Source organism: Streptomyces sp. NPDC096176, from assembly GCF_044763255.1.
Taxonomy (GTDB): domain Bacteria; phylum Actinomycetota; class Actinomycetes; order Streptomycetales; family Streptomycetaceae; genus Streptomyces.
The window spans coordinates 43880-70327 of sequence record NZ_JBIWFV010000016.1; the positions used below are offsets into that span (position 1 = coordinate 43880).

Annotated in this window: 23 protein-coding genes; 7 read left to right on the forward strand and 16 right to left on the reverse strand. The window is 71.5% G+C overall.

What is annotated here, in order from left to right:
- The first annotated feature begins 139 nt into the window (after window positions 1-139).
- Window positions 140-964, forward strand: a complete 825-nt coding sequence (locus ACIQ7Q_RS31335; protein WP_403869807.1) for a response regulator transcription factor — start codon at window positions 140-142, stop codon at window positions 962-964.
- Window positions 965-1000: 36 nt separating this feature from the next.
- On the opposite strand, the gene rox is transcribed toward ACIQ7Q_RS31335, so the two are convergent.
- From rox to ACIQ7Q_RS31350, 3 genes are all read right to left on the reverse strand, one after another.
- The gene (rox, locus tag ACIQ7Q_RS31340; RefSeq protein WP_403869602.1) at window positions 1001-2431 is read right to left on the reverse strand and encodes a rifampin monooxygenase; all 1431 of its coding nucleotides are present in this window, start codon (window positions 2429-2431) and stop codon (window positions 1001-1003) included.
- Window positions 2432-2989: 558 nt separating this feature from the next.
- Complete coding sequence (locus ACIQ7Q_RS31345) at window positions 2990-4486, reverse strand: pyridoxal phosphate-dependent aminotransferase (RefSeq protein ID WP_403869605.1); 1497 nt, start codon at window positions 4484-4486, stop codon at window positions 2990-2992.
- A gap of 128 nt (window positions 4487-4614) precedes the next feature.
- On the reverse strand, window positions 4615-5103 hold the full coding sequence (locus tag ACIQ7Q_RS31350) for a hypothetical protein (protein ID WP_403869608.1): 489 nt from the start codon (window positions 5101-5103) through the stop codon (window positions 4615-4617).
- A 367-nt stretch (window positions 5104-5470) separates the two neighbouring features.
- On the opposite strand from ACIQ7Q_RS31350, the gene ACIQ7Q_RS31355 reads away from it, so the two are divergent.
- Window positions 5471-6298: a hypothetical protein gene (locus ACIQ7Q_RS31355; RefSeq protein WP_403869611.1), complete on the forward strand. Its 828-nt coding sequence runs from the start codon at window positions 5471-5473 to the stop codon at window positions 6296-6298.
- A gap of 197 nt (window positions 6299-6495) precedes the next feature.
- On the opposite strand, the gene ACIQ7Q_RS31360 is transcribed toward ACIQ7Q_RS31355, so the two are convergent.
- From ACIQ7Q_RS31360 to ACIQ7Q_RS31390, 7 genes are all read right to left on the reverse strand, one after another.
- Window positions 6496-7293: a hypothetical protein gene (locus tag ACIQ7Q_RS31360; RefSeq protein WP_403869614.1), complete on the reverse strand. Its 798-nt coding sequence runs from the start codon at window positions 7291-7293 to the stop codon at window positions 6496-6498.
- Between the two features lie 23 nt (window positions 7294-7316).
- Window positions 7317-7943 (reverse strand): RNA polymerase sigma factor, encoded by a 627-nt coding sequence (locus tag ACIQ7Q_RS31365; protein ID WP_403869617.1) that lies wholly within the window; start codon window positions 7941-7943, stop codon window positions 7317-7319.
- Between the two features lie 105 nt (window positions 7944-8048).
- Complete coding sequence (locus ACIQ7Q_RS31370) at window positions 8049-9200, reverse strand: XdhC family protein (protein WP_403869620.1); 1152 nt, start codon at window positions 9198-9200, stop codon at window positions 8049-8051.
- Between the two features lie 43 nt (window positions 9201-9243).
- On the reverse strand, window positions 9244-10725 hold the full coding sequence (locus ACIQ7Q_RS31375) for an NCS2 family permease (protein WP_403869623.1): 1482 nt from the start codon (window positions 10723-10725) through the stop codon (window positions 9244-9246).
- Window positions 10726-11023: 298 nt separating this feature from the next.
- Window positions 11024-13399, reverse strand: coding sequence for a xanthine dehydrogenase family protein molybdopterin-binding subunit (locus ACIQ7Q_RS31380; RefSeq protein WP_403869626.1), 2376 nt, complete (start codon window positions 13397-13399; stop codon window positions 11024-11026).
- A 2-nt stretch (window positions 13400-13401) separates the two neighbouring features.
- A complete protein-coding gene (locus ACIQ7Q_RS31385; RefSeq protein ID WP_403869627.1) occupies window positions 13402-14022 on the reverse strand; it encodes a (2Fe-2S)-binding protein in 621 nt (206 codons plus the stop codon).
- A 2-nt stretch (window positions 14023-14024) separates the two neighbouring features.
- Window positions 14025-14915, reverse strand: coding sequence for an FAD binding domain-containing protein (locus tag ACIQ7Q_RS31390; protein WP_403869630.1), 891 nt, complete (start codon window positions 14913-14915; stop codon window positions 14025-14027).
- A 296-nt stretch (window positions 14916-15211) separates the two neighbouring features.
- Between ACIQ7Q_RS31390 and ACIQ7Q_RS31395 the strand changes: the two genes are divergently transcribed.
- A complete protein-coding gene (locus ACIQ7Q_RS31395; RefSeq protein WP_403869810.1) occupies window positions 15212-16897 on the forward strand; it encodes a PucR family transcriptional regulator in 1686 nt (561 codons plus the stop codon).
- A 42-nt stretch (window positions 16898-16939) separates the two neighbouring features.
- On the opposite strand, the gene ACIQ7Q_RS31400 is transcribed toward ACIQ7Q_RS31395, so the two are convergent.
- On the reverse strand, window positions 16940-17251 hold the full coding sequence (locus ACIQ7Q_RS31400; protein ID WP_403869633.1) for a UBP-type zinc finger domain-containing protein: 312 nt from the start codon (window positions 17249-17251) through the stop codon (window positions 16940-16942).
- Window positions 17252-17972: 721 nt separating this feature from the next.
- Here ACIQ7Q_RS31400 and ACIQ7Q_RS31405 point away from each other — a divergent pair.
- Window positions 17973-18770, forward strand: a complete 798-nt coding sequence (locus tag ACIQ7Q_RS31405) for a hypothetical protein (RefSeq protein ID WP_403869636.1) — start codon at window positions 17973-17975, stop codon at window positions 18768-18770.
- A complete protein-coding gene (locus ACIQ7Q_RS31410) occupies window positions 18767-19285 on the forward strand; it encodes a protein phosphatase (protein WP_403869639.1) in 519 nt (172 codons plus the stop codon). Before ACIQ7Q_RS31405 ends, ACIQ7Q_RS31410 begins: the two co-directional genes overlap by 4 nt.
- Window positions 19286-19294: 9 nt before the next feature.
- Here the strand turns inward: ACIQ7Q_RS31410 and ACIQ7Q_RS31415 are convergent, their stop codons facing one another.
- From ACIQ7Q_RS31415 to ACIQ7Q_RS31425, 3 genes are all read right to left on the reverse strand, one after another.
- The gene (locus tag ACIQ7Q_RS31415) at window positions 19295-19651 is read right to left on the reverse strand and encodes a hypothetical protein (protein WP_403869642.1); all 357 of its coding nucleotides are present in this window, start codon (window positions 19649-19651) and stop codon (window positions 19295-19297) included.
- 108 nt (window positions 19652-19759) lie between these two features.
- The gene (locus ACIQ7Q_RS31420; RefSeq protein ID WP_403869645.1) at window positions 19760-20911 is read right to left on the reverse strand and encodes a WD40 repeat domain-containing protein; all 1152 of its coding nucleotides are present in this window, start codon (window positions 20909-20911) and stop codon (window positions 19760-19762) included.
- A gap of 52 nt (window positions 20912-20963) precedes the next feature.
- Window positions 20964-21728: a GntR family transcriptional regulator gene (locus ACIQ7Q_RS31425; protein WP_403869647.1), complete on the reverse strand. Its 765-nt coding sequence runs from the start codon at window positions 21726-21728 to the stop codon at window positions 20964-20966.
- 152 nt (window positions 21729-21880) lie between these two features.
- On the opposite strand from ACIQ7Q_RS31425, the gene ACIQ7Q_RS31430 reads away from it, so the two are divergent.
- Together ACIQ7Q_RS31430 and ACIQ7Q_RS31435 are read left to right on the forward strand one after the other, a co-directional pair.
- A complete protein-coding gene (locus ACIQ7Q_RS31430; protein WP_403869649.1) occupies window positions 21881-22726 on the forward strand; it encodes a (2Fe-2S)-binding protein in 846 nt (281 codons plus the stop codon).
- A 196-nt stretch (window positions 22727-22922) separates the two neighbouring features.
- Window positions 22923-23987, forward strand: coding sequence for a DUF2637 domain-containing protein (locus tag ACIQ7Q_RS31435; protein WP_403869651.1), 1065 nt, complete (start codon window positions 22923-22925; stop codon window positions 23985-23987).
- A 109-nt stretch (window positions 23988-24096) separates the two neighbouring features.
- Here the strand turns inward: ACIQ7Q_RS31435 and ACIQ7Q_RS31440 are convergent, their stop codons facing one another.
- Together ACIQ7Q_RS31440 and ACIQ7Q_RS31445 are read right to left on the reverse strand one after the other, a co-directional pair.
- Window positions 24097-24426 (reverse strand): ATP-binding protein, encoded by a 330-nt coding sequence (locus ACIQ7Q_RS31440; protein WP_403869652.1) that lies wholly within the window; start codon window positions 24424-24426, stop codon window positions 24097-24099.
- 214 nt (window positions 24427-24640) lie between these two features.
- Entirely contained in the window at window positions 24641-26383 is a 1743-nt protein-coding gene (locus ACIQ7Q_RS31445) for a pyruvate dehydrogenase (RefSeq protein ID WP_403869654.1), read from the reverse strand.
- Window positions 26384-26448 lie beyond the last annotated feature (65 nt).

Genomic DNA, 26448 nt, shown 5'->3' on the forward strand with positions numbered 1-26448 from the left:
TTGCGGGACCGGCCGTGCCCATCGTGTAATCGGTGCCCCAGGTCCCACTACCCCCGTTCGGGGGTGTCGTCCCCGGCCCGGGCGGCATCGGAGGCATCGGAGGGAGGAAGCGCGCGTGACAGACGGCGAAGCGGTCGAGATGCGGGCGGCGCTGCTCCGGCTGCGGCGGACGACGGGGCTGCCCGTCGCGTTCGGCGGGCTGCTGGAGGAGGGGCGGCGGCAGCACCTGCGCATCGGGGAGCTGAACGGCGCCGCGACGGGCGTGCTGCGCGGGCTCGCCATCCGCGCCGGCCACGGCCTCGGCGGAAAGTCGATGGCCCTGTCCCGACCGTGCGCGGTGACCGACTACGCGGCGGCGCGGCACATCAGCCACGAGTACGACGCCGCGGTCGCGGCGGAGGGACTGCGGTCGGTGGTCGCCGTCCCGGTCGTGGTGGGCCGCACGGTGCGGGGCCTGCTGTACGGGGCGCTGCGCCGGCCCCTGGTCCTCGGCGACCGCGTCCTGGACGCGGCGGTGGCCGCGGCGCGCGACGTGGAGCAGACCCTGGCCGTACGGGACGAGGTGCAGCGGCTCCTCACGGAGACGCACACGCCCGAAGCGCGGCGGGGCCGGGGCCCGGGGGCGTGGGAAACGGTCCGCGAGGCCCACGGGGAGCTGCGGGCGCTGGCGCCGAGGATCGAGGACCCCGCCCTGCGGGAGGAACTGCTGGCGGTGTGCGGCCGCCTGGCGTCCGCGTCGGTGCCCGCCGGCTCCCAAGGCGGCGATCAGGTGTCACTCGCGCCACGGGAGGTGGACGTTCTGAGCTGCGTGGCAGCGGGCGCCACGAACGCCGCGACGGCGGAGCGGCTCGGGCTGCGGCCGGAGACGGTGAAGGGCTATCTGCGCTCGGCGATGCGGAAGCTCGGCGCGCACACCCGCCTGGAGGCGGTGGTGGCGGCGCGGGCGGCGGGGCTGCTGCCGTAGGTCGCACCGCTGCCCCGCTGCCCCAGGTCGCACAGGTCACTGACCCGGCGCAGCGCCGAACCACTGCGGCAGCCGGCCGAGCAGATCCTGCTGGTCCTCACCGACCCACGCCACGTGGCCGTCCGGCCGCAGCAGTACCGCGGGCACGTCCAGCTCCTCGCTGACGTCGACGACGTGGTCCACCCGGTCCGCCCAACCCGCCACCGACAACCGGCCGGTCTGGTCGAGCAGCAGTCCCCGGCCGCCGTGCATCAGCTCGTAGAGACGACCCTTCTTCAGCGCCACGTCCCGCATCCGCCGGCCGAGCAGTTCGTGGCCCTCGCCGAAGTCGTAACGGACCCCGACCGCGGTGATCTTCTCGATCAGGTACCGGTTCACCTCCTCGAAGTCCATCAGTTCCGACACCAGCCGGCGCACCGCCTGGGCGCCCGGCTCGGTGGACATCAGCTCCATCTGCGCGCGGGTGTTGTTCAGCACGTCGGCGGCCACCGGATGCCGTTCGGCGTGGTAGCTGTCCAGCAGCCCCTCCGGCGCCCAACCTCCCACCTCCGCGGCCAGCTTCCAGCCAAGGTTGAACGCGTCCTGGACACCGAGGTTGAGCCCCTGCCCGCCGACCGGCGGGTGGATGTGCGCCGCGTCGCCGGCCAGCAGCACCCGGCCGGTCCGGTAGCGCTCGGCCTGCCGGGTGGCATCGCCGAAGCGGGACAGCCAGCGCGGCGAGTGCACTCCGAAGTCGGTGCCGCCGTAGGCCTGCAGCTGTCGTTTGACCTCCTCGAGGGTCGGCGGGACGGAGCGGTCGCCGACCAGGCCCTCGGCGGGCACGACGACGCGGCACACACCGTCCCCGATGGGGCCGACTCCGAACCGCTTCTCGGTCTTGCGGACTTCGGCCACCACGGCGGCCAGCGTCTCCGGTGACGCGGTCACCTCCATCTCGCCGAGCAGTGTCTCGACCTTGGCCGGCTCACCGGGGAAGCCGACACCGAGCAGCTTGCGTACCGTGCTGCGGCCGCCGTCGCAACCGACGAGGTAGCGGCAGCGCAGCTGCGTGCTGTCGGCCAGCTCGACGGTCACCCCGTTGTCGTCCTGGCTCAGCCCGACCAGCTCGCCGCCGCGCCGGATCTCGGCGCCGAGTTCGGTGGCGCGCTCGGCCAGCAGGCGGTCGGTGACGGTCTGCGGGATGCCGAGGACGTAGGCGTGCGCGGAGTCCAGCCGATCGGGCGCGGGCTTGTCGATGGCGGCGAAGAAGCCGCCGACCGGATACTGCCGGCCCTCCGCGAGGAACCGCTCCAACAGCCCGCGCTGGTCCATCACCTCGATGCTGCGCACGTGCAGGCCGAGCGCGCGGACATACGAGCTCGGCGCCGCGTCCTTCTCCAGTACGAGCACGTGCACACCGTGCAGCCGCAACTCGCAGGCCAGCATCAATCCGGTCGGTCCGCCGCCGGCGATGATCACGTCGATCATGAATCCCCCTACTTGACGAGCTTGTCTCTGGGCCGGCCGTCCGCGCAGTCCGACAACGCGCGCACCCGCAACCGGACGGCGTGGCCCCCGTCGGTTCGGCTTCCCCGCGCGGCACGCACGCCACCAAGGCACACATACTTCGCGAATCCCTGATTTCTGCAGGTACTGGCTTCGAGCGGAGATTCTGCATCACGACGGGGGCCTTGCCGCAAGGCCCCCCGTGCGCTATACCTTGAGAGTGGCAAGAAGTGGGTATCCCTTCTTGCCTTTGTTGTATGTCGTCGACTGCGGCCGGACCGCTCTCCGGCGAGGCGGCGACGCGCCGTAGACGGCGCGGTACGTCGTCCCAGGCAGCCCTCCTGGGACTACTCGGCCGACCCGCCGCGGGTCCTTCGTCGGCAAGCGGTGGCCGGTCCCGGCTGCTGGGCACGGGAGGGGCCCACTCGCATCGGACTCCGTACTCCTGCTGCAGGAACCAGTCGCCCTCATGGCGGCCGAGCGCATCAGTTGGATGGAGTGGGCGGCGTCGCCGCCGGGGCGCGAGGCCCTTGCCTACGTCTATGCCTGGGCGATCAAGCGGTCCACTGCTGCCGTGCCCGAGGTGTAGCCGGCGGCCATCGCCCTGGCCGTGACACCGGGGCGGGCGGCCTGGGCGGGTGTCAGGCCGCGAGCGGCGAGCGGCTGCTGGTGGAGCTGCGCCGGTGCGAGCACGATCTGCTGGCTCTGCTGCGGCAACGGCTGTGGCTGCGCCGGGGCTTGGGCGAGCATGGGGGCAGGCGCCACCTGCTGGGCCGGTATCTGGGGCAGCGGCTGGGCGGCCAGGGCCTGCTGGGCCTGCTGGGCCTGCGGCTGGGGCTGGTTCGGCACCTGCGCGAGCATCGGCTGCGGCGGTGCCGGCTGGGGCGCCGGTGGCGCGGACCGGGTGCGTCCCCCGTAGAGCACCTGTTCCATCGCGGAGACCAGCATCTCCACGTCCGGCACCGGACGCACCACCAGCCGTACGAACCGGCTCGAGCTGCCGATCTTGTTGCCGCATTCGCGTATCAGCACGGCGTGTTCCGCGAGCAGCCGGTCGCGCAGGATTCCACCGTCGGCGCCCTCGGGAAGGCGCACATAGACGAAGTTGCCCTGCGAGGGGTAGACGGTGAGGCCGGGGAGCTGGGTGAGGCGCCAGATCATCTCTTGGCGGTCGCGGCTCACTTGCAGGAGGCTTTCCGCGTACTCCTGTCGGTGCTCCTTGAGCATGAACACCACCGTCTCCGCGAACGAGTTGAGGTTCCACTTCGGCAGCGCGGCGCGCACCTTGCCGGCCAGGCCGGGGTTGGCGACCAGATAGCCGAACCGCACACCGTGCAGACCGAAGTTCTTGCCGAGGCTGCGCAGCACGATCACGTTCGTCCGCAGCACGGCCTCGGCCGCGACGCTCGTCTCCGCCCCTTCGTCGGCGAATTCGAGGAAGGACTCGTCGACCACGACCAGGTCCAGGTCCTGGAGCTGGTCGAGCAGCGAGAGGACCTGCTGTCTGGGGAGCAGGCCGCCGTCGGGGTTGTTCGGGTTGCAGATCACGGCGACACGCGAGCCTCTGGTGCGGACGAACTGCACGAACGAGGCCGGGTCGAGGGCGAAGCCACGAGCCTCCGGGAGCAGCAGCATGTCCACCCGTTTGCCCGTCTCCATCGGCTGGTCGGTCCAGCGTCCGAAGGTGGGGACCGGGACGGCCAGTGACTCGCGCACGAGCAAGTGGTCGATCCAGGTGATCAGTTCGGTGGAGCCGTTGCCCATGGCCACGGTCTGCGGATTGAGGCCGAGCAGCTGGCAGAGTTCGGCGGTGATGGTGTCCGCGCTGCTCGGGTAGTACGTGAGGATCTCGCGGAGCCTGCTGCCGAGCTGGTCGAACATGGCGGGGGTCGGGAAGTACGGGTTGCAGGGGATGCAGAAGTCCACGATCTCGCCGGCCGCGCCGCCGCCCGCCCGGTTCAGTGTGAAGTACGACGGGCTGTGCGCGGTGGACGCGCGGAAGAGCGCGGTGACGTTGCTGCCGTTGCTGCCGGCCAAGACGTGCCTCCCCTGCCGTTTGGCGGCCCGCGCGGATCCACACGGGCCGCCCACAGGTACGGGCACCGCCCGTCGGGTGTTCAACGGAACGGAGGTCCTGTCCGGTGTGCCGCCGACGGGGTCTGCGGCTATCCGCAGGCCGCCCGCTGCGGCGTCCCGTGGCGTGCGGACGCCCGCTGCGGCGTCGTGTGGCGCGCACTCGGCCGCTGCCGGCCGTGCAGCAGGAGGTAGAACCGTTCGACGGACTCCACGGGCCCGTCCTCGAAACGCTTCACAACCTTTCCGAGCGGATTCCATACCCGCCCGTCCGGCATCCGGACCCCGACCGGCTGGGCGAACAACTCGCGCTGTGCGGCGTCGAGGTCCACCCAGCAGGCTCCCGCCCGGCGGACCATCACCTCGCCGGCATAGGCGCCGAGCCCCTGAAGGAAGTGGTCGACCCCGGCCCGCGCCGGCCTGCCGCGTCTGAGTCCGTCGACGACAAGATCGACGAGTCTCAGGCTCACCACGGTGTAGTCGAACGGCAGTCTGCTGCGCTCGCTCATCTCCGCGACGAACCGCGCGGTGTAGCTCCGCATCCCCCCGGCGCCCGGCAGTTCCCCTGCGCTCTCTTTCACGGCACCCGCCTTTCCACGATGGCCTCGCCAGTACCAGCGGAAGCGCTCCGCGGGACGTCACGGGTGGCAAAGGTGGCTGTTCTCACAGGGGAATCGGCGATCTGCGTACAACCCTTAAGCGGTGTGGAGCGTCAGGGCGCAGCGGTCCGTGTCCGCACCTACAACGTGGGCACGCGGACGTTTCACGCGCACCGAGCACTGATTCCTGCCGCCGGTCAATCTTTGCAAAAGCATCACAGGGGCTGCGCATGCCCTTCGGCCGGTGCCGTTAGCGTTGCTGGCCCACCGACCCCGCTCGCACCGCGTGACGAAAAGTGAACAGGTCGCCGATGTCTATGGCGGCGTAGTCAGCACAGAAGGTTTGCACATGGACTACTGCTCCTCATGTCGTCGGCACCTCAACGGGGCCCTGGTGTGTCCAGGGTGCGGCGCGTACGCGCCGGACATAGCCCCGCCCGCACAGCGTGGCGAGCCCGCGGCGGCGACGACCGCTTCGACGTCGGAGCCGTACGGCGCGGAGGAGTTCTCCGTATGGGAGCCGTCCCGCAGCGCTGCCGACTCCGATGCCGCGCCGGCGGCGGAGTCCGCGCCGGCCGGCTGCCCCGAGCACACCGCCGCCCCCGGCACAGGGCGAGCGGCGCGGCGCCGCCAGCTCGCCCGCTGGAAGAAGAGCAAGCGCAGGGCTGCGGCCGGAACGGCCATCGCGCTCGTCGGCGGCGGGCTGACCATCGCCGCGCTGCCGACGGCGTCGTCCAAGGACCGGACGCACGCGGCTTCCGCACCGGACACGACGGCTCAGGAATCGGCCCGGGTGAGCCTGCCCGCCCTCGGAGCGGAGCAGCCGGACAAGCCCGCCACGCGGGCTCCCCAGGCCAAACCGTCGGCGACCGCCACGCCGGGCCGGCAGACCGTGACCGTCAAGGTGCCCGCCCCGGCGACCATCCAGCCGTCGCGCACCGCACGGACGGCTGCCGAGGAGCCGAAGTCCTTCCCATCCAAGGCACCGGCGCCGCAGACCACTGCCCCGACGGTTCGACCGACTCCCCCCGCAACGGTCGACCCCACATCCGGGACGTCCGGCACTTCGGGCGACTCCGGCGCCTCCCGCCCGGAAGAGCAGAAGCCGACGCCGACGCAGACGGCCACCACCTCGCCGACAGAGGTGTGCCTGCTCGTCCTTTGTCTCCGCGGCTGACTTCGCCGAACCGAACCGGGGCTGCCCGCGGGCCGAACCGGGGCTGCCCGGCCCGCTCAGGGCCGGGCGGCGCCGGCGCCGTTTCGAGTCCGGGCATGCGGGTCGGGCGGCCCAATGCCTGCTCCAGTGCTGCTCCGCAGAAGTTCGTGGGGTGTCACTGCGCGGCCGGCCCTCGTCCAGCTGTTCTGTCTGCAGCACTAGGGAGCCGGCTTGTGTGTCTTGGGACGGCCCTTGTCCGGGTCGGCCGGACGGTTGCCGGGTGACTCGGGTTCGGAGCTCTTCTCCGGTTTCGACGGGTGCTTGGTCTGCGACGACTTGGGGGGCTCGCCTGCCAGAAGGCGGGCGCAGTACGCCTCCACCGCGTCCGTGCCGCCCGCCGCGGCTTCCAGGCGCTGGCGTACGGCGCTGTCCATCGCGGCGCCGTTCCCCTGCCCGTGCTGCTTCTCCGCGTTCCCGGTCGCGTTCCCGTTTCCGGTCGCCTTTCCGGTCGCGTTTCCGGTCGCGTTCCCGTTTCCGTTTCCGTTCGCCGCTTTGTACGCGCGGCAGTGGGCCCTGTTGTCCTTGGCCGTCGGCGGGCGGCCGTCCTCCGCTCCCGGCGACGGCGTGCCGGCGGTCGCACCGGCCGGCGGTGTCGGCGTTGCGCTGCGTTGCGCGGGATCGGACGGCGCGGTGCTGGGGGCGGGGTGCGGTCCCGAGGACGGGGTTTCGCCGAACGGGGCCGGGATGGCTCCGGCTGCCATCGCCACCCCACCCAGCATGACCCCGGCTACGAGGGTGCCGAGCCCGGCCTTGCGCCACCGGGTGCGTTTGCGCGGCTCGGCGGACCGCCAGTCGTCCGCCGGGCGGGTGGGAAGGTCGAGGGCTCCCTCGTCGCGGGCCGTGCGGAAGGCGGCCAAGGCGTTGTCCGCGGCGTCCGGGGCGACGGGTGCGGGGCGCGCGGCGGCCGCGAGCAGCTCGTCGAGAGTCGGCGGCTGCGGCTCGGGCCCGGCGCCCATGACACCTCCAGGTCGGTTTTCGGTCATCTCGACTCTCCCAGCGGAGAGGAGTCCGAATCTGTCACACGGCCACGCGCGAGTGACAGCAGGCGCTTCTCCAGCCGCTTGAGGCCGCGGTGGGTGGCCGAGCGAACCGCTCCCGGGCGCTTGCCCAGTACGCGTGCGGCGGCAGGCCCGTCGAGACCGATGACGGTCTGCAGCAGGACCGCCTCGGCCTGCTGACGCGGCAGTTCCGCGATGAGAGCCAGGGCCTGCCGGGTCGTGACGGTTTCGAGGGCCTCCTCCGCCGTGTCCTGTCGGGCGGGGAGTTCAGCGAGGTCGCTCTCGAGGAACGAGCCGCGCGGGCGGCTCTTGAGCCGGCGCAGATGGTCGATGGCACGGTTGCGCGCGATGCTCGCGGTCCATGCCCGGAAGCCGGCGCCGTCGCCGCGGAAGCGCCCGAGGTCGCGGGCTATTTCCAGCCAGGCGTCGGATGCGACGTCCTCCGCGTCGTCCCCGACGAGACCGCGCAGATATCCGAGGAGCGGCGGATGGACTGTCCGATACGCCATGGAGAAGGCGGTCTCGTCTCCCCGTTGCGCTCTCGCCACCACATCGCCGAGCTCCTTGTCGTACGTCTCCGTACGACGGCTGCCCCGCCCCTTGCCCACTGGCCCCTCTTCGTCCTGATGGCACGGCGGTCCCGTGGCCATGTCCCCCTACTGGCCAGCGTCATGACTCACAGAAGTGTCACAGCTGACCTGCGCCGCCTCACCCTACGCGACCGACCCGATCCGTCCGGCCGGAGCGTCGGGACCGTCGTGGTGGATGGGGGTGTGGGCGCCGGTGAGGGAGATTCCGGAGCCGCCGCGGCGGTTCGCCACGATCTCCGCGCCGATGGACAGGGCGGTCTCCTCCGGCGTACGGGCGCCGAGGTCGAGGCCGATCGGCGAGCGGAGCCTGGCCAGTTCGAGTTCGGTGACGCCGACGTCGCGCAGTCGCTTGTTGCGGTCCTCGTGGGTGCGGCGCGACCCCATCGCGCCGATGTACGCGACCGGGAGTTTCAGGGCGAACTTCAGCAGCGGCACGTCGAACTTGGCGTCATGGGTGAGGACGCACAGCACCGTACGGCCGTCGACCTCGGTCGACTCCAGGTAGCGGTGCGGCCACTCGACGACGATCTCGTCGGCGTCCGGGAAGCGGGTCGCCGTCGCGAAGACGGGCCGGGCGTCGCAGACGGTGACGCGGTAGCCGAGGAACTTGCCGACGCGCACCAGGGCCGAAGCGAAGTCGATCGCTCCGAAGACGATCATGCGGGGGGCGGGGACGCTCGACTCGACGAGCAGGGTCAGGGGCCGGCCGCAGCGGGAACCGTCCTCGCCGATGACGACGGTGCCGGTGCGCCCGGCGTCCAGCATCGCCACGGCCTCCGAGGCCGCCGTACGGTCCAGCTCGGGATGGCCGCCGAGACCGCCGTCGTACGTGCCGTCGGGGCGTACCAGCAGGGCTCGGCCCGCCAGGTCCGCGGGCCCGTCGGTGATCCGCGCGACCGCCGCCGCCTCCCCACGGGCGGCGGTGGCCAGCGCGGCCGCGAAGACGTCCCTGGCGGGAGCGTCCACGTGGACCGGGGTGACGAGGATGTCGATGACGCCGCCGCAGGTCAGGCCGACGGCGAAGGCGTCCTCGTCGCTGTAGCCGAAGCGCTCGAGGACGCTCTCGCCGTCCTGGAGCGCCTGTTGACACAGGTCGTACACCGCGCCTTCCACACACCCACCGGAGACCGAGCCGATGGCCGTGCCCTCGCTGTCGACGGCGAGGGCTGCGCCGGGCTGCCGGGGTGCGCTGCCGCCGACGGCGACGACCGTGGCGACGGCGAACGAACGGCCCTGCTCGACCCACCGGTTCAGCTCTTCGGCGATGTCCAGCATGTCGGTCTCCTCATGACGAAAGGTGTGCGGAAGGCGTCGGTCGTTACTTGACTCCGAGCCAGCCCTCGATCGGGTGCAGCGCGAAGTAGGCGAGGAAGACGGCGACCAGGACCCACATCAGCCAGCCGACGTCCCGTGCCCGGCCTTGAACCGCCTTGATCAGGACGTGGGCGATGACTCCGGCCGCGATGCCCGCGGTGATGGAGTACGTGAAGGGCATCAGCACGGTGGTCAGGAAGACCGGGATGGCGGTCGCGGAGTCGTTCCAGTCGATGTGCTTGGCGTTCGTCATCATCATCGAGCCGATGACGACAAGGGCGGCGGCCGCCACCTGGGTCGGGATGACCTGGGCGAGCGGGGTGAAGAACAGGCAGAGGGTGAAGGCCAGGCCGGTGACCACGCTGGCGAGGCCGGTGCGTGCGCCGTCGCCGACGCCCGCGGTGGATTCGACGAACACTGTCTGGCCCGACGCGCCGGCGACACCGCCCATCACGCCGCCCGCGCCGTCGATGGCGAGGGCCCTGTTGAGGCCGGGCATCTTGCCCTTGTCGTCGGCGAGGTTCGCCTGCTGGCCGATGCCGATGATGGTGCCCATGGCGTCGAAGAAGCCGGCCAGCACCAGGGTGAAGACGATGACGCCGACGGTGATGCTGCCGACGGAGCCGATCCCGTCGAAGGAGACGGCGCCGAACAGTCCGAAGTCGGGGCTGGAGACGATGGAGCCGGTGATCTCGGGCGCGTTCAGCCCGCCCCATGCCGCCTTGTCGAGGCCGGCGAACTGGTGGACGGCGGCGGCGAAGAGCGTGCCGCCGATGATGCCGATGAGAATCGCGCCGGGAACCTTGCGGACCTGGAGCAGGAAGATCAGAAGCACGGTGACGGCGAAGCAGAGAACCGGCCAGCCGGTCAGCATGTCGCTGGTGCCGAGCTGGATCGGCTTGGCACCGGCGATACCGCCGTCGCCGGGCATGGAGGTCACGAAACCGGCCTGGACCAGGCCGATGAGACAGACGAACAGGCCGATGCCCATGGTGATGGCGTGCTTGAGCGCCAACGGGATCGCGTTCATGATCAGTTCACGGAGACCGGTCACGACGAGCAGGACGATCACGGCGCCGTAGATGACGCACATGCCCATCGCGTTTTCCCAGGTCATCTCGGGCGCGACCTGGAAGGCCATGACGGCGGAGACGCTGAGCCCCGCTGCCAGGGCGAGCGGCACATTGCCGATGAAGCCCATCACGATCGTGGTCGCGGCGGCGGCGAACGCGGTCGCGGTGGTCAGCTGATCACCGTCGAGCCTGTTGCCGGCCGCGTCGGGCACCGACAGGATCACCGGGTTGAGCAGGATGATGTACGCCATCGCCATGAAGGTGGTGATGCCGCCACGCACTTCCCGGCCGAGGGTCGAGCCTCGATGGGTTATGTGGAAGTACCGGTCGAGCCAGGAACGGCCGGCGGGCTGGCGCGAATCTGCGCCGGCGTCCTCCGCCGTCGTTCGTGGCTCAGTGGACTGCTGGGTCATGGTGCCTACTCCCAAGGTTCACAGGGGCACCCGCCGATGGAGAGTGGAGATGGCGGGATTTGGGAAGGTGCTTCGGCTGCACGACCCGGGGGACGGCCCGAGACGAACTTGCTCTGCGGGGTCTTTCTGGACTGCGCGGGGGTGGTGCGTCGTGGGGGATGAGCATGGTGTTCTGTGGGGGTGGTGAAGCGGCCGCGAGCGGTGCGGCACTTCGGTCTCCGGGCGGCGCGCACGCGTGAGGAAGGTGACGTTTCCTTGGAGGCATGGCGCGCACCGCCCGGAGAGTTCTGGGGACCGATCAGGTACCGGTGAGGTGCTCGGGGCGCACCGGTGTCCGGTCGAGTGCCAGTCCTGTCGCGTTCCGGATCGCCGCGAGCACGGCTGGGGTGGACGACAGGGTGGGGGCCTCGCCGATGCCGCGCAGCCCGTAGGGGGCGTTGTCGTCGGCGAGTTCGAGCACATCGACCGGGATGGTCGGCGTGTCGAGGATGGTGGGGATCAGGTAGTCCGTGAACGACGGGTTCCTGACCTTCGCGGTCTTCGGGTCGACGATGATCTCCTCCATGACCGCCACGCCCAGGCCCTGGGTGGTGCCACCCTGGATCTGGCCGATGACGGACAGCGGGTTGAGCGCCTTGCCGACGTCCTGGGCGCAGGCCAGCTCGATGACCTTGACCAGGCCGAGTTCGGTGTCCACCTCGACGACCGCGCGGTGCGCGGCGAACGAGTACTGGACGTGTCCGTTGCCCTGTCCGGTACGGAGGTCGAACGCCTCCGTCGGGCGGTGGCGCCACTCGGCCTCGATCTCCACGGCCTCGCCCTCGAGGACGTCCACCAGGTCGGCGAGGACCTCGCCGCCGTCGGTGACGACCTTGCCGCCTTCGAGCAGCAGCTCGGCGGTGGCCCACGCCGGGTGGTACGTGCCGAACTTCCGGCGCCCGATCTCGAGGACCTTCTCGCGGACCAGCTCACAGGAATTCTTGACCGCGCCGCCGGTGACGTACGTCTGGCGGGAGGCTGACGTGGAGCCGGCGGAGCCGACCTGGGTGTCGGCCGGGCGGATGGTCACCTGGGAGACGCCGAGCTCGGTGCGGGCGATCTGCGCGTGGACGGTGACACCGCCCTGGCCGACCTCCGCCATCGCGGTGTGCACGGTGGCGACGGGCTCTCCGTTGATGACCTCCATGCGCACCTTGGCAGTGGAGTAGTCGTCGAAGCCCTCGGAGAATCCGACGTTCTTGATACCGACCGCGTAGCCGACGCCGCGTACGACGCCTTCGCCGTGGGTGGTGTTGGAAAGGCCGCCGGGCAGCGCGCGGACGTCGGAGCCCTCGGTGGTCTCCCACTGGCGCTCGGGCGGCAGCGGGCGGGACTTGACGCGGCGCAGCAGCTCGGCGACCGGGGCCGGCGAGTCGACCGGCTGAGCGGTCGGCAGCAGGGTGCCCTGCTCCATGGCGTTGAGCTGACGCAGCTCCACCGGGTCCATGTCGAGGGCCTTGGCGAGCTTGTCCATCTGCGCCTCGTAGGCGAAGCAGGCCTGGACGGCGCCGAAGCCCCGCATGGCGCCGCAGGGCGGGTTGTTGGTGTAGAGCGCGATCGCCTCGATGTCGACGTTGTCGATGACGTACGGGCCGACCGAGAGGGAGGACGCGTTGCCGACGACCGCCGGGGAGGCGGAAGCGTAGGCGCCGCCGTCCAGCACGATCCGGCACTTCATGTGCGTGATCTTGCCGTCGCGGGTGGCCCCGTGCTCGTACCAGAGCTTCGCCGGGTGGCGGTGGACATGGCCGAAGAACGACTCGAACCGGTTGTAGACGATCTTGACCGGCTTGCCGGTCCGCAGCGCCAGCAGGCAGGCGTGGATCTGCATCGACAGGTCCTCGCGGCCGCCGAACGCGCCGCCGACGCCGGAGAGCGTCATCCGCACCTTCTCCTCGGGCAGGCCGAGAACGGGCGCGATCTGGTGAAGGTCCGAGTGCAGCCACTGGGTGGCGACGTACAGGTCGACGCCGCCGTCCTCCCCGGGGACGGCGAGACCGGACTCGGGCCCGAGGAAGGCCTGGTCCTGCATGCCGAAGGTGTACTCGCCGGAGACGATGACATCGGCCCCCTCGGCGGCCTCGTCGGCGTTGCCGCGGATGATCGGCTGGCGGTGGACGATGTTCGGGTGCGGCACGTGGCCGGCGTGGTGATCGTCGCGGCCCGGGTGCAGCAACGGCGCGTCGGGGGCGGTCGCGGATGCCTCGTCGGTGACGACGGGCAGTTCCCTGTACTCGACCTTGATCTTGGCGGCGGCGCGGCGTGCGGTCTCCGGGTGGTCGGCGGCGACAAGCGCCACCGGCTCGCCGTGGTGGCGCACGACGCCGTTGGCGAGGACGGGGGTGTCCTGGATCTCCAGGCCGTAGTTCTTGACCTCGGTCGGCAGGTCCTCGTAGGTGAGCACGGCGTAGACGCCGGCCTGGGCGAGGGCCTCGGAAGTGTCGATGGAGACGATCTCCGCGTGCGCGACCGTGGAGCGCAGGATCTGGCCCCAGAGCATGTCCTCGTGCCACATGTCCGAGGAGTACGCGAACTCGCCGGTGACCTTGAGGGTGCCGTCGGGGCGGAGCGTGGACTCGCCGATGCCGCCCTTGGTCTTCTGGGTGAGCTTCGTGGGTGTACCGGTGGTCGCCATGATCAGACCGTCGCTTCCTGATGTCCTGGACGTTCCTGACGGGCGGCCGCCAGGCGGACGGCGTCGAGGATCTTCTCGTAACCGGTGCAGCGGCAGAGGTTGCCGGACAGGGCCTCGCGGATGTCCTCGTCCGTCGGGGACGGGTTGCGCTCCAGCATCTCGTCGGCGGCGACCAGCAGCCCGGGGGTGCAGAAGCCGCACTGCACGGCGCCGGCGTCGATGAACGCCTGCTGGATCGGGGCCAGCTCGGCGCCCTCGCCGGTCTGCGAGTCAGTGACCCTGTCACGAGGCACAGCCGACCACTGCTGGGCGTTCTGGAGCGAGGTGCCCTTGTCGCTGCCGCAGGCGCCACTGGCACACGACTGTTCCCGCTGCTTGGCGAAGTCCGCCAGGCCCTCGACGGTCACGACCTCGCGGCCCTCGACCTGGCCCGCTGCGACCAGACAGGCACAGACGGGGACGCCGTCGAGCCGGACCGTGCAGGAACCGCATTCGCCCTGCTCGCAGGCATTCTTGGAGCCGGGCAGGCCCAGGCGCTCGCGCAGGACGTACAGCAGGCTCTCGCCCTCCCAGACGTCGTCCGCTTCCTGCCGGCGTCCGTTGACGGTGAAATTGACGCGCATGGTTATGCAGCTCCTTCAAGCGTGCGGGCGGTGCCGCGGTACTGCTCCCAGGTCCAGCCCAGCGTGCGGCGGGCCATGATGCCGACCGCGTGGCGGCGGTACTTCGCCGTGCCGCGCACGTCGTCGATCGGGTTGCAGGCACCCGAGGCGAGCTCGGCGAACTGCTTGGCGATCGACGGGGTGATGATGTTCCCGCTCTCCCAGAATCCGCCCTCCTCGAGCGCGGCGTTCAGGAAGTCCTCCGCGGCCTTCGCCCGCACCGGGGTGGGGGCGGCGGAGCCGATGCCGGTGCGCACGGTGCGGGTCTCGGGGTGAAGCGCCAGACCGAACGCGCACACCGCGATGACCATGGCATTGCGGGTACCCACTTTGGAGTACTGCTGCGGGCCGTCGGCCTTCTTGATGTGCACGGCCCGGATGAGCTCGTCGGGGGCGAGCGCGTTGCGCTTGACTCCCGTGTAGAACTCGTCGATGGGAATCAGGCGGGAGCCGCCCACCGACTCCACCTCGACCTCGGCGCCCGCGGCGAGCAGCGCCGGGTGGGCGTCGCCGGCCGGGGACGCGGTGCCGAGGTTGCCGCCGACGCCGCCGCGGTTGCGGATCTGGGGAGAGGCGACGGTGTGCGAGGCGAGCGCGAGCCCGGGCAGCTCGGCGCGCAGGTTCTCCATGATCGCGGTGTACGGGACGGAGGCTCCGAGCCGGACGCCCTCGCCGCCGACCTCCCACTCGGTCAGCTCACCGATGCGGTTCAGGTCCAGGAGGTACTGCGGCCGACGGTGGTCGAAGTTGATCTCGACCATCACATCGGTGCCGCCCGCGATGGGGACAGCGGTGGGGTGCTCGGCCTTGGCGGCGAGCGCCTCCTCCCAGCTGGCGGGGCGAAGGAAGTCCATGAGTGGCTCTCTTCTTCTCAATCGGGGTCGTTCGTCGCAGTGGGCCCGGGACGGCCGGCCCTCGACTTGTTCAGTGCCGTCGTTCATCTGCTGTTCACGCGGTGTGGTCCAGTACACAAGGTGCGATCCGGCCGGTGCAGTCACTGAAACCATGAAGGAGTTGGCTGGTCGCCTCCCTCGTCTTGTAGATTCGAACGAAAGACGGAGATCAGCAACCTCACCGTTTCCCCCTGGAAACGCAGGCGATGGATCTCTGGCCACGACCGGCAACAACGAGACAGATCGGCGGCGACGAGATGCGGCTGCGCGCACTGCTGGAGAACGATGCGCTGGGGCTGCGGCTGCTCGGCGGCGAGGACGAGCTCGACCGCGGGGTGCGCGGCGTGATGACCACGGACCTGCGTGACCCCAGCAGGTACCTGTCCGGCGGCGAGCTGGTGCTCACCGGGCTCGCCTGGCGGCGCGACGCCGAGGACTCCGAGCCGTTCGTCCGCATCCTGGCCGGCGCCCAGGTCGCGGGGCTCGCGGCGGGCGAGGCCGAGCTCGGGGACATCCCCGACGACCTCGTCCAGGCCTGTTTGCGCCATCGGCTCCCCCTGTTTGCCGTAAACGAGTCCGTTGCGTTCGCAACCATTACGGAGTACGTGGTACGGCAGGTCTCCGGGGAACGAGCAGGGGATCTCGCGGCTGTCGTCGACAGACACAGGCGGCTGATGACGTCCGGTCCCGCGGGCGGCGGACCGGACGCCGTCCTGGACCTTCTCGGCTCCGATCTCGACCTGCGTGCCTGGGTCCTGTCCCCCACCGGGCGGCAGATCGCGGGCGTCGGCAAGGGGCTTCCGGAAGATGTGGGCCAGGTGCTCGCCGGTGAACACCTCGCCGCGGTGCGCACCGGCCGGCGGGCGCCGCACCGTGTCGTCGCGGGTGGCGTGACGTACTCCCTCTTCCCGATTCGCAACATTGGACGCGGCGCCCCTCCCGCCGTCCGCGACGTGCGCGAGAGCGTGCTTTCTGACTGGCTGCTGGCCGTGGAGGCCGACGCCGGGGACTGGCCCGCCGCCCGGCTCGACCTGCTCCAGGGCGTCACCCAGCTCATCGCGGTCGAACGTGACCGGCGCGAGGCGGCCCGCACGGTACGGCGCCGACTCGCGCAGGAGGTCCTTGAGCTGGTCCAGGCAGGCGCGGCCCCCGCGGAGATCGCGGCGCGACTGCGGGTCGCGGCTCCCGTCCTGCTGCCCGGCCTCGGCACGGCCCCGCACTGGCAGGTCGTCGTGGCCCGCGTGGACTGGGGGGCCGACACGGCCGTCGAGACGGGCCCCGTGGCCCAGTCGCTGCTCGAGGAGATCCTCGTCGAGCCGCCGGCGGCCGGCCCCGACTCCGCGGACCGGATCGCCGTCGCCCACAGCGGCGAGGAGGCGATCGCGCTGGTCCCGCTGCCGGCGGTGGGCCTCGGCGTCGAGGCGGACGAGCCGCCCTCGTCGGACGCTGGGCTGCACGCCGACGCGCTTCTCGCGTCCGTACGCGTCCCGCTCACGGCGGGTCTCGCCGACGACGGGCGCCTGACGCTGGGCGTCAGCGCCGCCGTCCACTCGGCCGAGGGCCTGCGCGGCGCCCTGGAGGAGGCCCGGCACGCCCGCCGGGTGGCCGCGGCGCGGCCGGGCAGCGTCTGCGCGGCGGGCCACCACGAGCTGGCCTCGCACGTGCTGCTGCTGCCGTTCGTGCCGGACGACGTCCGCCGGGCGTTCACGGCCCGTCTGCTGGACCCGCTGCGGGACTACGACCGCCGGCACCGCGCGGAGCTGATCCCCACGCTGGAGGCGTTCCTGGACTGCGACGGTTCGTGGACGCGCTGCGCGACGCGCCTGCATCTGCACGTGAACACGCTGCGATACCGGGTGGGCCGCATCGAACAGTTGACGGGCCGCGACCTGTCGCGCCTGGAGGACAAGCTGGACTTCTTCCTGGCGCTGCGCATGAGCTGACGGCCGGTGGCCGCCGGCGGCCCTGTTGGGCTCGACGGCGGGTCAGCTCTCGCGCGCCGGCGGGGCGCCCTCGATCTCGAAGGCGACCTGGTCGGGGTAGCACCACCACCAGCTCTCGCCCGGCTCGTAGGACCGGATGACGGGGTGGCCGGTGGCGTGGTGGTGCGCGGTCGCGTGTTTGTTCTGCGAGGAGTCGCAGCACCCGATGTGGCCACAGGTCTGGCACTCGCGCAGGTGCATCCACGTATCGCCCTGCGCGACGCACTCGGGACAGCTGTCGGGACTGTCGGGCCTGACGTCCTGGATCTGATCGAGGTGCCGGCAGAGCCGGCCCGCCGTCTCGCTGGTCATCATCCACGACTCCTCGGCTCGACCCTTTCCCTGGCCTCCCCGCGCCCTCGAACGACGCCGCACGCGTCGGCGTCGCCGCCCGCTCGGCCTGCTGCCCCGCGGCCGCGAACGCCGCCCCGCCCCGCGCTTCCAGGCTCCCACCCGAGCGGGGCCTGTCAAACGCCCACCGGGGCGGGGGCGGGGCCCTCCCGCACCCAGGCGCGGCGCTGCGCGCGGGTGCCGCACGGCGGTGCACCGCGGCTGCCCCGCACGGGGCCGGGTCGAGGGCCTCTTCCGTGCCCATGGGGGCGCGCGTGCCCCGAACCGCGGCGTGCTTGCCCGGGCACGGCCCCGTTCTTCCCGCGCCCCTGGCGCGGAGGGCGGCGCCCGCGGCGGCGTCCGAGGCGCCGCCCCGCCGCTTGGGCGCGTTCGCCGCGTCACCTGGATCGGCTCTCGTCGCTGTCACCCGTGGGGGTCACGGAGAGATCCACCTGATTGACGCCGGGGCGACCCCCGGCACATCCCCGCTGGTGACGACAGTAAAGGTGCCGCCACCGCTCAACGACTGGGGGCGTCTCGCCCTGGCCTGCCCCGACGACGGCGCCCACGGCGACCCGATCGGCCGCTGAAAGATTGTGAACTGATTCACCTGAACCCTTGGCCCTGCGTGCCGATCCGTGCTGAGATGCCGTCTGACTCAACAGCTCAATGGCGTGCTCGGGGAGGGCAAGTGGCGCATACCGCCATGTCTGGTTCCGGAACCACAGCAGGTGACGATCCACTCCAGACCGCGGTATGGCGGCTGCGCTCGCGCGGCTGTTGGACCGATGCGGCAGCCCTGCTCGCGCCCCATGCCGCGGACCCCGCGGCGGCGCTCGAACGGGCCGGACTGCTCGTGGAGCGCTGCCTGTTCACCTGCGACGGCTGGGCCGAGGCCGAGGACGCGCTGCGCACGGCGGAGGCCGTGGCCGGCGACGACGAGGAGCGCGGCGGAGCCGCGAGCGAGCGCGGTCGGCTGGCATACGCGGCCACCCGCCTCGGGGTTCGGGACCGGGCCGACGAGGCCCGGTCGGCGCTGGGCAGGGCCACGGCGCTGCTCTCCCCCTCCTCACCGAGACGCCCCCTGCTGGACTTCCGGCGCGGCCTGGTCGCCGAGCACATCGCGGACTCGCCGCAGGCGGCACGCGCCGCCTACCAGCGGGCGCACGCGGGCGCGACGACCCAGGGCGATCCGCTGCTGCTGTCGTTCACATGGCAGCAGCTGGCCGGACTCGACCTGCGCGAAGGGGAGTTGGCCCAGGCCCGGCAGGGCTTCGCCGAGTGTCTGCGCATCCGCGAGGAGCTCGGCTATCTGGTCGGCACCGCGCCGGCGCTGGCCGGGCTCGCGGACTGCGAGCCGGAACCGGAGGCGGGCAGGCTGCGTTCGGAGGCCCACCGACTGTTCCGGCTGCTCGGTGGCGTTCCGGTGTGGCTCGGTGCGCAGCTTTCTCCCGTCGTGCCACCGCAGCCGTCCGTGGCTCTCCCCGATCCCGCCGGCCAGTGAGAACCCGCCGCAGGGAGGGCGACGTCCCGGAGCCGCGGACGCGGTGGGACGAGATCACAACGGGCCTGTGGGTGGGCGGTCATGTCTGGTCGGACGCCGGACACCGGCACCGCAACGTGGTGGTTGCCGACGAGTTCGACGTGGTGATCAGCCTCTACACCCGCGAGGGTCACGGCCCCGCGGAGGGTGTCGAGCACCATGTCGTGCCCATCCCCGACGACTGGCTGACCGCGCAGGAGATCGACCGTGTCCGCCGTGTGGCGGTGACGGCCGCCGATGCCGTACGGGCGCGGCGCAAGGTGCTGGTGCGCTGCTATTCGGGCTACAACCGCGCGGGTCTGGTGGCTGCTCAGACGCTGATCGAGCTGGGTCACGATGCCGAAGGGGCCATCGACCGGGTCAGGCTGCGGCGCTCCCCGTGGGCGCTCCACAACGCCGCGTTCGAGCAGTACCTGCTGACCGGTCTGGACATCGCCTCGCTGCTGTCGAGCCTGGAGCCGCCGCCCCCGGGCTGATCAGGCCGGTCAGGAGAAGAACCGCCCGGGATTCATCGCGAGCAGCACCACCACGACGGCCAACCCCACCCAGAGGAACCCCCGGGCCCTGCTGCGCGGCCTGGTCGCCCGGCGGTCCGGCCATGCGCGCCACCCGTCGGGCTCGGCCTGCACGGGTTTCCCCCTACGCGCCCAACGGCGGGCGCGCCCCTGCTGCCTGGCGGCTTCCTCGTCGGCGCGCCGCAGCCGCTCGGTGACCATCCGCGCACGCGCGGAAGGCTCCTTGGGAGCGGCCAGCCGGCCAGGGCCCTCGCTCTCGAGCTGGAATCTCTCCCACTCCTCGTCGGGTATGGACGACTCCGGCAACTCCGGTGATCCCGCGGTCATGTCGGCCCCCCACCTCTCGGACATTCGAGCGAACACCCTAATGCAGGGCTACGACAGCCCAGTTGGGGCCCGGCCCGCCGACCGGCCGGCCCGCGGCCCTGTCACCCTTCATCGCGGCCGCAGGACCGTCAGCATGTCGTCGGTGCCGACGGCGAGCGCGCCGTCCGGTGTGACCGCGACAGCGCGGACCGGGGGCCCCGGCCTGAAGGCGAGCACCTCCCGCGTGCCGAGGCGGTGCAGCTCTGCCAGACCGTCCGCCCAGGCGACTGCGAGGGCGTGGCCGGCCGGTGTCCGCGCGCAATGCAGGGCGGCTACCGGGTACGGCCGCTCCGTCACGGGCGGGCGGCGCCTCGTTGCCTCCGGTGTCCAGACCTGGACCGTGCCGTCCGTGCCCCCGCTGTGCACGGACAGGACGGGCGACGCGGTCGCGGCGAGGGCGGTGACGCGGCCGGAGTGCAATGCTGCCTGGTGAACGCCCGCGAGAGTGAACGCGTGGACAAAACCCATGCGGTCACCCACCAGCACGGTGTCGGCCGCTGCGGCGAGCGCTGTGCCGGGGTGGCTCGAGAGAGTGGTCGCCACCGCCTTCGTCAGCGGCGTCCGGGTGCCGCCGTGCCGGTGGAGACGGCCGCGTTCGTCCAGGAGCAGCACGGTGTCGTCGAGTGCCGCGACCGCCTTGACGCGTGAGGCCGTCGACCGGTGCGGGACGTCATCGCCGCGCGTGCGCACACCGCCGGTGGGGTCGGCCGCCACCAGGCCGACCGCCGAGACGGTCAGGGCGGCCACCGGACCGGGCCGGGACCACTCCACGCTCCAGGGCGCCCCTTCCGACAACCGGGTCAGCGCCCGGCGCACGCGCGCTTCCGCTGCGGCCGGCAGGGCGGCCAGCAGGACAAGGGCGCGCCCGGCGGGGGGCTGCTCCCGGATCAGCGACTGGCCCGCCCGCAGCCATGCCGTGCGCAGGCCCCCGTGGTCCTCGTCCGCGGTCTCGTACGCCGAGGAGACCCGTACGGGGTCGGCCGAACAGACCGCCTCCGGGTCGGTCAGGTCAACCGGCCGTCCGGGCTCCGACTCGGCCGCGACCGCAGGCTCCACGAACACGCGCAGGTGCCCGAACTCCCGCAGCGAACGGGCCAGTTCGGCGAGCTCTTCCGGGTCCTGCCCCACCGGCCGCAGCAGTACGGTGCGCGGTGGCCCCGACAGCAGCGCCGACAGCAGCTCGGCCGGCGTGCCCGCCACGACGCCCAGTTGGTTCGCCACCGCCCATACCGTGCCGCGCACGTCCGCGTCCCCGCCAGGGCCCGTCGGCGGCTCAGGCGTCCGAGCCCGTGAAGTGCTCGCGCACCAGCGACTGAACCACCGTCAGGTCCTGGGCCATCAGAGCCTCCAGCAGGGCCATGTGCTCCGCGGCGTCCGCGATCAAGTCGGCCCGACGGGTGGTGGGTGCGGTGGTGAGGGGCCACTGGGAGCGGCGGTGGAGGTCGTCCGCCACGATCAGCAGCTGCTCGTTGCCCGCGAGGGCGAGGACCGCGCGGTGGAAGGCACGGTCCGAGTCCGCGTAGCTCGCACGGTCGCCGGTCGCGGCCGCCGCGACCGTCGCCTCGGCCAGCGGCCGCAGGGCGCACCAGTTGGCGGCGGGCACGGTGCGGGCGAGCCGGAGCATCACCGGGACCTCGATCAGTGCGCGGACCTCCGCCAGCTCGGCGAGTTCGCGGGCGCTGCGCCGGGCGACGCGGAAGCCGCGGTTGGGCACGACCTCGACGGCCCCCTCCGTCATCAGCTGCTGCATCGCCTCGCGCACGGGAGTGGCGGAGACGCCGTAGCGCTCGCCGAGGGCGGGCGCCGAGTAGACCTCGCCGGGCACCAGGTCGCCGTCGACGAGGGCGGTGCGCAGGGCGTCGAGGATCTGGCCGCGGACGGAGTGGCGCTGGACGGGGCGCGGGGCCGCGGGCTCGCTGTGGGTGTGTTCGCCGCGGGCCGCTTCCGCGAGGAGGGGCTCCGGGCGCCCCTGAGCGGGTATGCGAACGAAGGCGTACGGCTGCGGGAGGGCGAGGTCACGCGCTCTGGCCTGCTCCACTCGGGTCCTCCTCCGGTCGATCGGCCCGGGCCCGGCTCGCGGGTGCGGACCCCTGAGTGCACGATATGCGGCCTGGGCGGCAGTTCAAACATCGCGAAGATCGGGTAAGGTAAGGCTAACCTGCTAACGATCGCGATTCGGTGGTCCCCGGCATGACCCTTCCTGCCCTGCTGCCCCGCCTCACCTCACCGGCGGCCGGCGCCTACGCGCGCCTCGCCGAGGTCTTCCCCGGCCTGCGTGTCAAGGAACTGACGGACGGCGCCCCGGCGCCTGCCGGAGCGGGCTGGGTCGGGGCGGCCGACCTCGCGGCGGGCGGAGCGGTGCTCGACTCCTTCCTCGCCTGGGACAACGCGCAGGTGCTGCGGGACTACGGACAGCAGGCCCGCCCCGACGTCGTCGCCAGCTTCGGACTGCACCGGTACGCCTGGCCCGCCTGCCTGCTGATCACCGTCCCCTGGTTCCTGGACCGCAGGGTGCCGCGTGTTCACGTCGAGGACGTCGCCTTCCAGCGCGCGCTGGGGCACATGACCGTACGGATCCGGGATTTCGCCTGCCTGCCCGGCGACCCGGCCGCCGAGCTGCCCGGCGCCCGCGTCGTACCGGACGAGGAGGCGCTGCGCGCGGAGGTGCGCGCGGCGGTCGCCGAGCACCTCGGGCCGGTCCTGGACGGCTTCGGACCCCGGATGCGGCGTGGAAAGCGCGCCCTGTGGGGGATGGCGACCGACGAGATCGTCGAGGGCCTGTGGTACATCGCACATCTGCTCGGCGAGGAGCCGCGCGCGGTCGCGGAGCTGGAGCAGCTGCTGCCGGGCACCGCCAAGCCGTATGTGGGGAACGCCGGATTCCGCGAGCTGACCGCACCGAACGGCGAGCGGCTGTCGACCCGGGACCGGGCGAGCTGCTGCCTGTTCTACACGCTGCGGCCGGAGGACACATGTGTCACCTGTCCGCGTACCTGCGACGCCGACCGCGTGGCGCGCCTTCAACAGACCGGTTGATTCCACGCCACCCTTTCGAGTGACGTTGATTCGAACGTAACTCGGTTGCCTCAAGCGGCAGTTCGAGCAGATCACACCTATTCGCGTACCTGACGGGCTCGTTGGCACTCAGTTGCGCCGAAAACCCCTGGGTGTCCCCCACCCTCGGCCAGGATGGGCGCCGAAACGCCCTACCGCGATGCAAGGGACACCGCACATGAGACTGACCGACATATCACTGGACTGGCTGCTTCCGGGCGCCGTGATGATCCTGGGAGTCCTGGCGGCGGTGGCGGTGCTCGCGCGCGGCAAGCGCGCCGGTGACAAGGCCGCGGCCGACGACTCGTGGGAACGCAGCGAGGACCGACGCAGGCGCAAGGAGGCGGTCTACGGCACCGCTTCCTACGTGCTCCTCTTCTGCTGCGCCGCCGTGGCAGCCGCCCTCTCGTTCCACGGTCTGGTGGGCTTCGGGCGGCAGAACCTCAGCCTGTCCGGCGGATGGGAGTACCTGGTCCCGTTCGGGCTCGACGGCGCGGCCATGTTCTGCTCCGTCCTCGCCGTGCGGGAAGCCAGTCACGGCGACGCCGCTCTCGGCTCCAGGCTGCTGGTGTGGACGTTCGCCGGGGCGGCCGCCTGGTTCAACTGGGTGCACGCCCCACGGGGGTTCGGCCACGACGGCGCGCCCCATTTCTTCGCGGGCATGTCCCTGTCCGCCGCGGTCCTCTTCGACAGGGCTCTGAAGCAGACCCGTCGCGCGGCGCTGCGCGAACAGGGCCTGGTGCCCCGTCCGCTGCCGCAGATCCGGATCGTGCGGTGGCTGAGGGCCCCGAGGGAGACCTTCGCCGCCTGGTCGCTGATGCTCCTCGAGGGCGTAAGGACCCTGGACGAGGCGGTCGACGAAGTGCGCGAGGACCGGAGGCAGAAGCAGCAGAACCGGATGCGCCGACGGGACCGCGAGAAGCTGGAACGCGCCCAGATCAAGGCACTCAACCGGCAGCACCGTGCGTGGGGCCTGGGACGGGCGGACCGGGGCACGCACCTCCCGGCCCTCGGCCCGGCGACAGGCACCTCCCAGCCGGGGGGCTCCGCATCCGTCGTGGAGCCTGCCATAGCCGAGCCGGGACAGTTGCCCGTGCGGCCCCGGCCCTCCCTGCAGGCCGTGCGGTCTGCCGGCGCCGAACCGATCACGGTCGACCTGACGGCGGAGGACGACACACAGACCCTGCCGCGTCTCGACTCCCTGGAGCAGAAACTCAAGGATCTCGAGCAGCAGTTCGGCTGATCAGTGCCGCAATCCGGATGATCGCCGTCATCAGGACGACTGCCGTGAGCAGGAAGACTGTCGTGATCAGGAAGACCGCCGCACTGCGGGGGCGGCCGGGCCCGTGGGCTCAGGCCGCCCCCGCGTACAAATCGAACCAGACGACTTTGCCCACCCCCTGCGCGCTGCGCACCCCCCAGGCGTCCGCAAGGCTCTCCACGAGCACCAGTCCCCGGCCGCTCGTCCCGAGGTCGGCCCGCGGCCTGTCCGACACAGGCAGTCCCGCCATGAAGTCCTGGACCTCCACATGGAGCCTCGAGTCCTCCACGGTGGCGGTGACGACCGCTCCCTGATCGGTGTGTATGAGGGCGTTGGTCACCAGCTCGCTCGCGAGGAGTTCGGCCACGTCGGCCGCGTCCGCGGTGCCGCCCTCCTGGGGATCGGGCCACTTGCCGAGCAAGTCGCGTAAAGCGTGCCTCACTTCGGGCACGGCCGTGAGATCACCGCTGCCGAGTCTGCGATGCAACCGGCCGCGAACTCCCGCGCCCCCGTGACGTCCTGTCATCTTCCCCCACCCACATCGGAACGAGCTTCATGACGGTCACCGGATGCATGCCCCATGCGCGGAGCACCACTCATGTGGATTTCGTCAGGTGCCGACAGAAACGCTGATGTCAGGGCCGTGGCACGTTCCGCAGATTCGAGCGAGCCATCTGCGCCATCCTGCCGACGCCGCCGTCCAGCACCATCTTGCTGGCCGAGAGCGCGAAGCCGGTCACCATCTCTGCGCTGATCCTCGGCGGGATGGACAGGGCGTTCGGGTCGGTGACGACGTCGACGAGCGCGGGTCCCTTGTGCCTGAAGGCGTCCTCGAGCGCTCCTGCAAGCTGCTTCGGCTTCTCCACCCGTACTCCGTAGGCTCCCGCGGCACGGGCGACGGCCGCGAAATCGGGGTTGCGGTAGTCCGTGCCGAACGACGGCAGTCCCGCGACGAGCATCTCCAGCTCCACCATGGAGAGCGACGAGTTGTTGAACAGCACGATCTTCACCGGCAGGTCGTACTGGACCAGGGTCAGGAAGTCGCCCATCAGCATGGTGAATCCGCCGTCGCCGGACATCGAGACGACCTGGCGGCCGCGGTCGAGGAACTGCGCGCCGATCGCCTGCGGCAGGGCGTTCGCCATCGAGCCGTGGCTGAACGAGCCGATGACACGGCGCCGGCCGTTGGGCGAGATGTAGCGGGCCGCCCAGACGTTGCACATACCGGTGTCGACGGTGAACACGGCGTCGTCGTCCGCGAGTTCGTCGAGGACGGCGGCGACGTACTCGGGGTGGATCGGCACGTGCTTGTCCACCTTGCGGGTGTACGCCTTGACGACCCCTTCGAGGGCGTCCGCGTGCTTCTTCAGCATCTTGTCGAGGAAGCGGCGGTTCGTCTTGGCGCGCACCCGTGGGATCAGGCAGCGCAGGGTCTCGCGCACATCGCCCCACACGGCGAGGTCCAGCTTGGAGCGGCGGCCCAGGTGCTCGGGCCGGACGTCGACCTGGGCGATCTTGACGTCGTCGGGGAGGAAGGCGTTGTAGGGGAAGTCCGTGCCGAGAAGGATCAGCAGATCGCACTCGTGGGTGGCCTCGTACGCGGCGCCGTAGCCGAGCAGGCCACTCATACCGACGTCGTACGGATTGTCGTACTGGATCCACTCCTTGCCGCGGAGCGCATGCCCGACGGGTGACTTGATGCGCTCCGCGAACTGCATGACCTCTGCGTGCGCGCCGGCCGTGCCGCTGCCGCAGAAGAGCGTGACCCGGTCGGCATCGTCGATCATGCGGACCAGCTTGTCGATCTCCGTGTCGCCGGGCCGGACAGTGGGGCGGGTGGTGACGAGGGCGTGCTCGATCGTCCTCTCGGGCGCGGGACGGTCCGCGATGTCGCCGGGCAGCGACACCACGCTCACCCCGCCACGTCCGATCGCGTGCTGGATCGCCGACTGGAGCAGCCGGGGCATCTGCTGGGGGCTGGAGATCAGCTCGCAGTAGTGGCTGCACTCGCGGAACAGCTGGTCCGGGTGGGTCTCCTGGAAGTATCCGAGGCCGATCTCGCTGGAGGGGATGTGCGAGGCGAGGGCGAGGACGGGCGCCATGGAGCGGTGGGCGTCGTACAGGCCGTTGATGAGGTGCAGATTGCCGGGGCCGCAGGAACCGGCGCAGGCGGCGAGCTTCCCGGTGATCTGGGCCTCGGCGCCGGCGGCGAACGCCGCGACCTCCTCGTGCCTGACCTGGACCCAGTCGATGGCCGAGTTGCGGCGTACGGCGTCGACGACGGGGTTGAGGCTGTCGCCGACGACGCCGTAGAGCCGCTGCACACCGGCGCGGACGAGGATGTCGACGAACTGCTCCGCCACGTTCTGCTTGGCCATGGGATGCGTGCCCTTTCTCGATGGACCTCCGGACCGACGGACCTCGAGGTCCGTCGGTCCATCAA

Bases quoted from the DNA above. Each gene is read 5' to 3' on its own strand.
- ACIQ7Q_RS31335 (WP_403869807.1), top strand. From the start codon at position 140: ATGCGGGCGGCGCTGCTCCGGCTGCGGCGGACGACGGGGCTGCCCGTC.
- rox (WP_403869602.1), bottom strand. From the start codon at position 2,431: ATGATCGACGTGATCATCGCCGGCGGCGGACCGACCGGATTGATGCTG.
- ACIQ7Q_RS31355 (WP_403869611.1), top strand. From the start codon at position 5,471: ATGGACTACTGCTCCTCATGTCGTCGGCACCTCAACGGGGCCCTGGTG.
- ACIQ7Q_RS31360 (WP_403869614.1), bottom strand. From the start codon at position 7,293: ATGGGCGCCGGGCCCGAGCCGCAGCCGCCGACTCTCGACGAGCTGCTC.
- ACIQ7Q_RS31370 (WP_403869620.1), bottom strand. From the start codon at position 9,200: ATGCTGGACATCGCCGAAGAGCTGAACCGGTGGGTCGAGCAGGGCCGT.
- ACIQ7Q_RS31375 (WP_403869623.1), bottom strand. From the start codon at position 10,725: ATGACCCAGCAGTCCACTGAGCCACGAACGACGGCGGAGGACGCCGGC.
- ACIQ7Q_RS31380 (WP_403869626.1), bottom strand. From the start codon at position 13,399: ATGGCGACCACCGGTACACCCACGAAGCTCACCCAGAAGACCAAGGGC.
- ACIQ7Q_RS31385 (WP_403869627.1), bottom strand. From the start codon at position 14,022: ATGCGCGTCAATTTCACCGTCAACGGACGCCGGCAGGAAGCGGACGAC.
- ACIQ7Q_RS31390 (WP_403869630.1), bottom strand. From the start codon at position 14,915: ATGGACTTCCTTCGCCCCGCCAGCTGGGAGGAGGCGCTCGCCGCCAAG.
- ACIQ7Q_RS31395 (WP_403869810.1), top strand. From the start codon at position 15,212: ATGCGGCTGCGCGCACTGCTGGAGAACGATGCGCTGGGGCTGCGGCTG.
- ACIQ7Q_RS31400 (WP_403869633.1), bottom strand. From the start codon at position 17,251: ATGATGACCAGCGAGACGGCGGGCCGGCTCTGCCGGCACCTCGATCAG.
- ACIQ7Q_RS31405 (WP_403869636.1), top strand. From the start codon at position 17,973: ATGTCTGGTTCCGGAACCACAGCAGGTGACGATCCACTCCAGACCGCG.
- ACIQ7Q_RS31415 (WP_403869642.1), bottom strand. From the start codon at position 19,651: ATGACCGCGGGATCACCGGAGTTGCCGGAGTCGTCCATACCCGACGAG.
- ACIQ7Q_RS31430 (WP_403869649.1), top strand. From the start codon at position 21,881: ATGACCCTTCCTGCCCTGCTGCCCCGCCTCACCTCACCGGCGGCCGGC.
- ACIQ7Q_RS31435 (WP_403869651.1), top strand. From the start codon at position 22,923: ATGAGACTGACCGACATATCACTGGACTGGCTGCTTCCGGGCGCCGTG.
- ACIQ7Q_RS31445 (WP_403869654.1), bottom strand. From the start codon at position 26,383: ATGGCCAAGCAGAACGTGGCGGAGCAGTTCGTCGACATCCTCGTCCGC.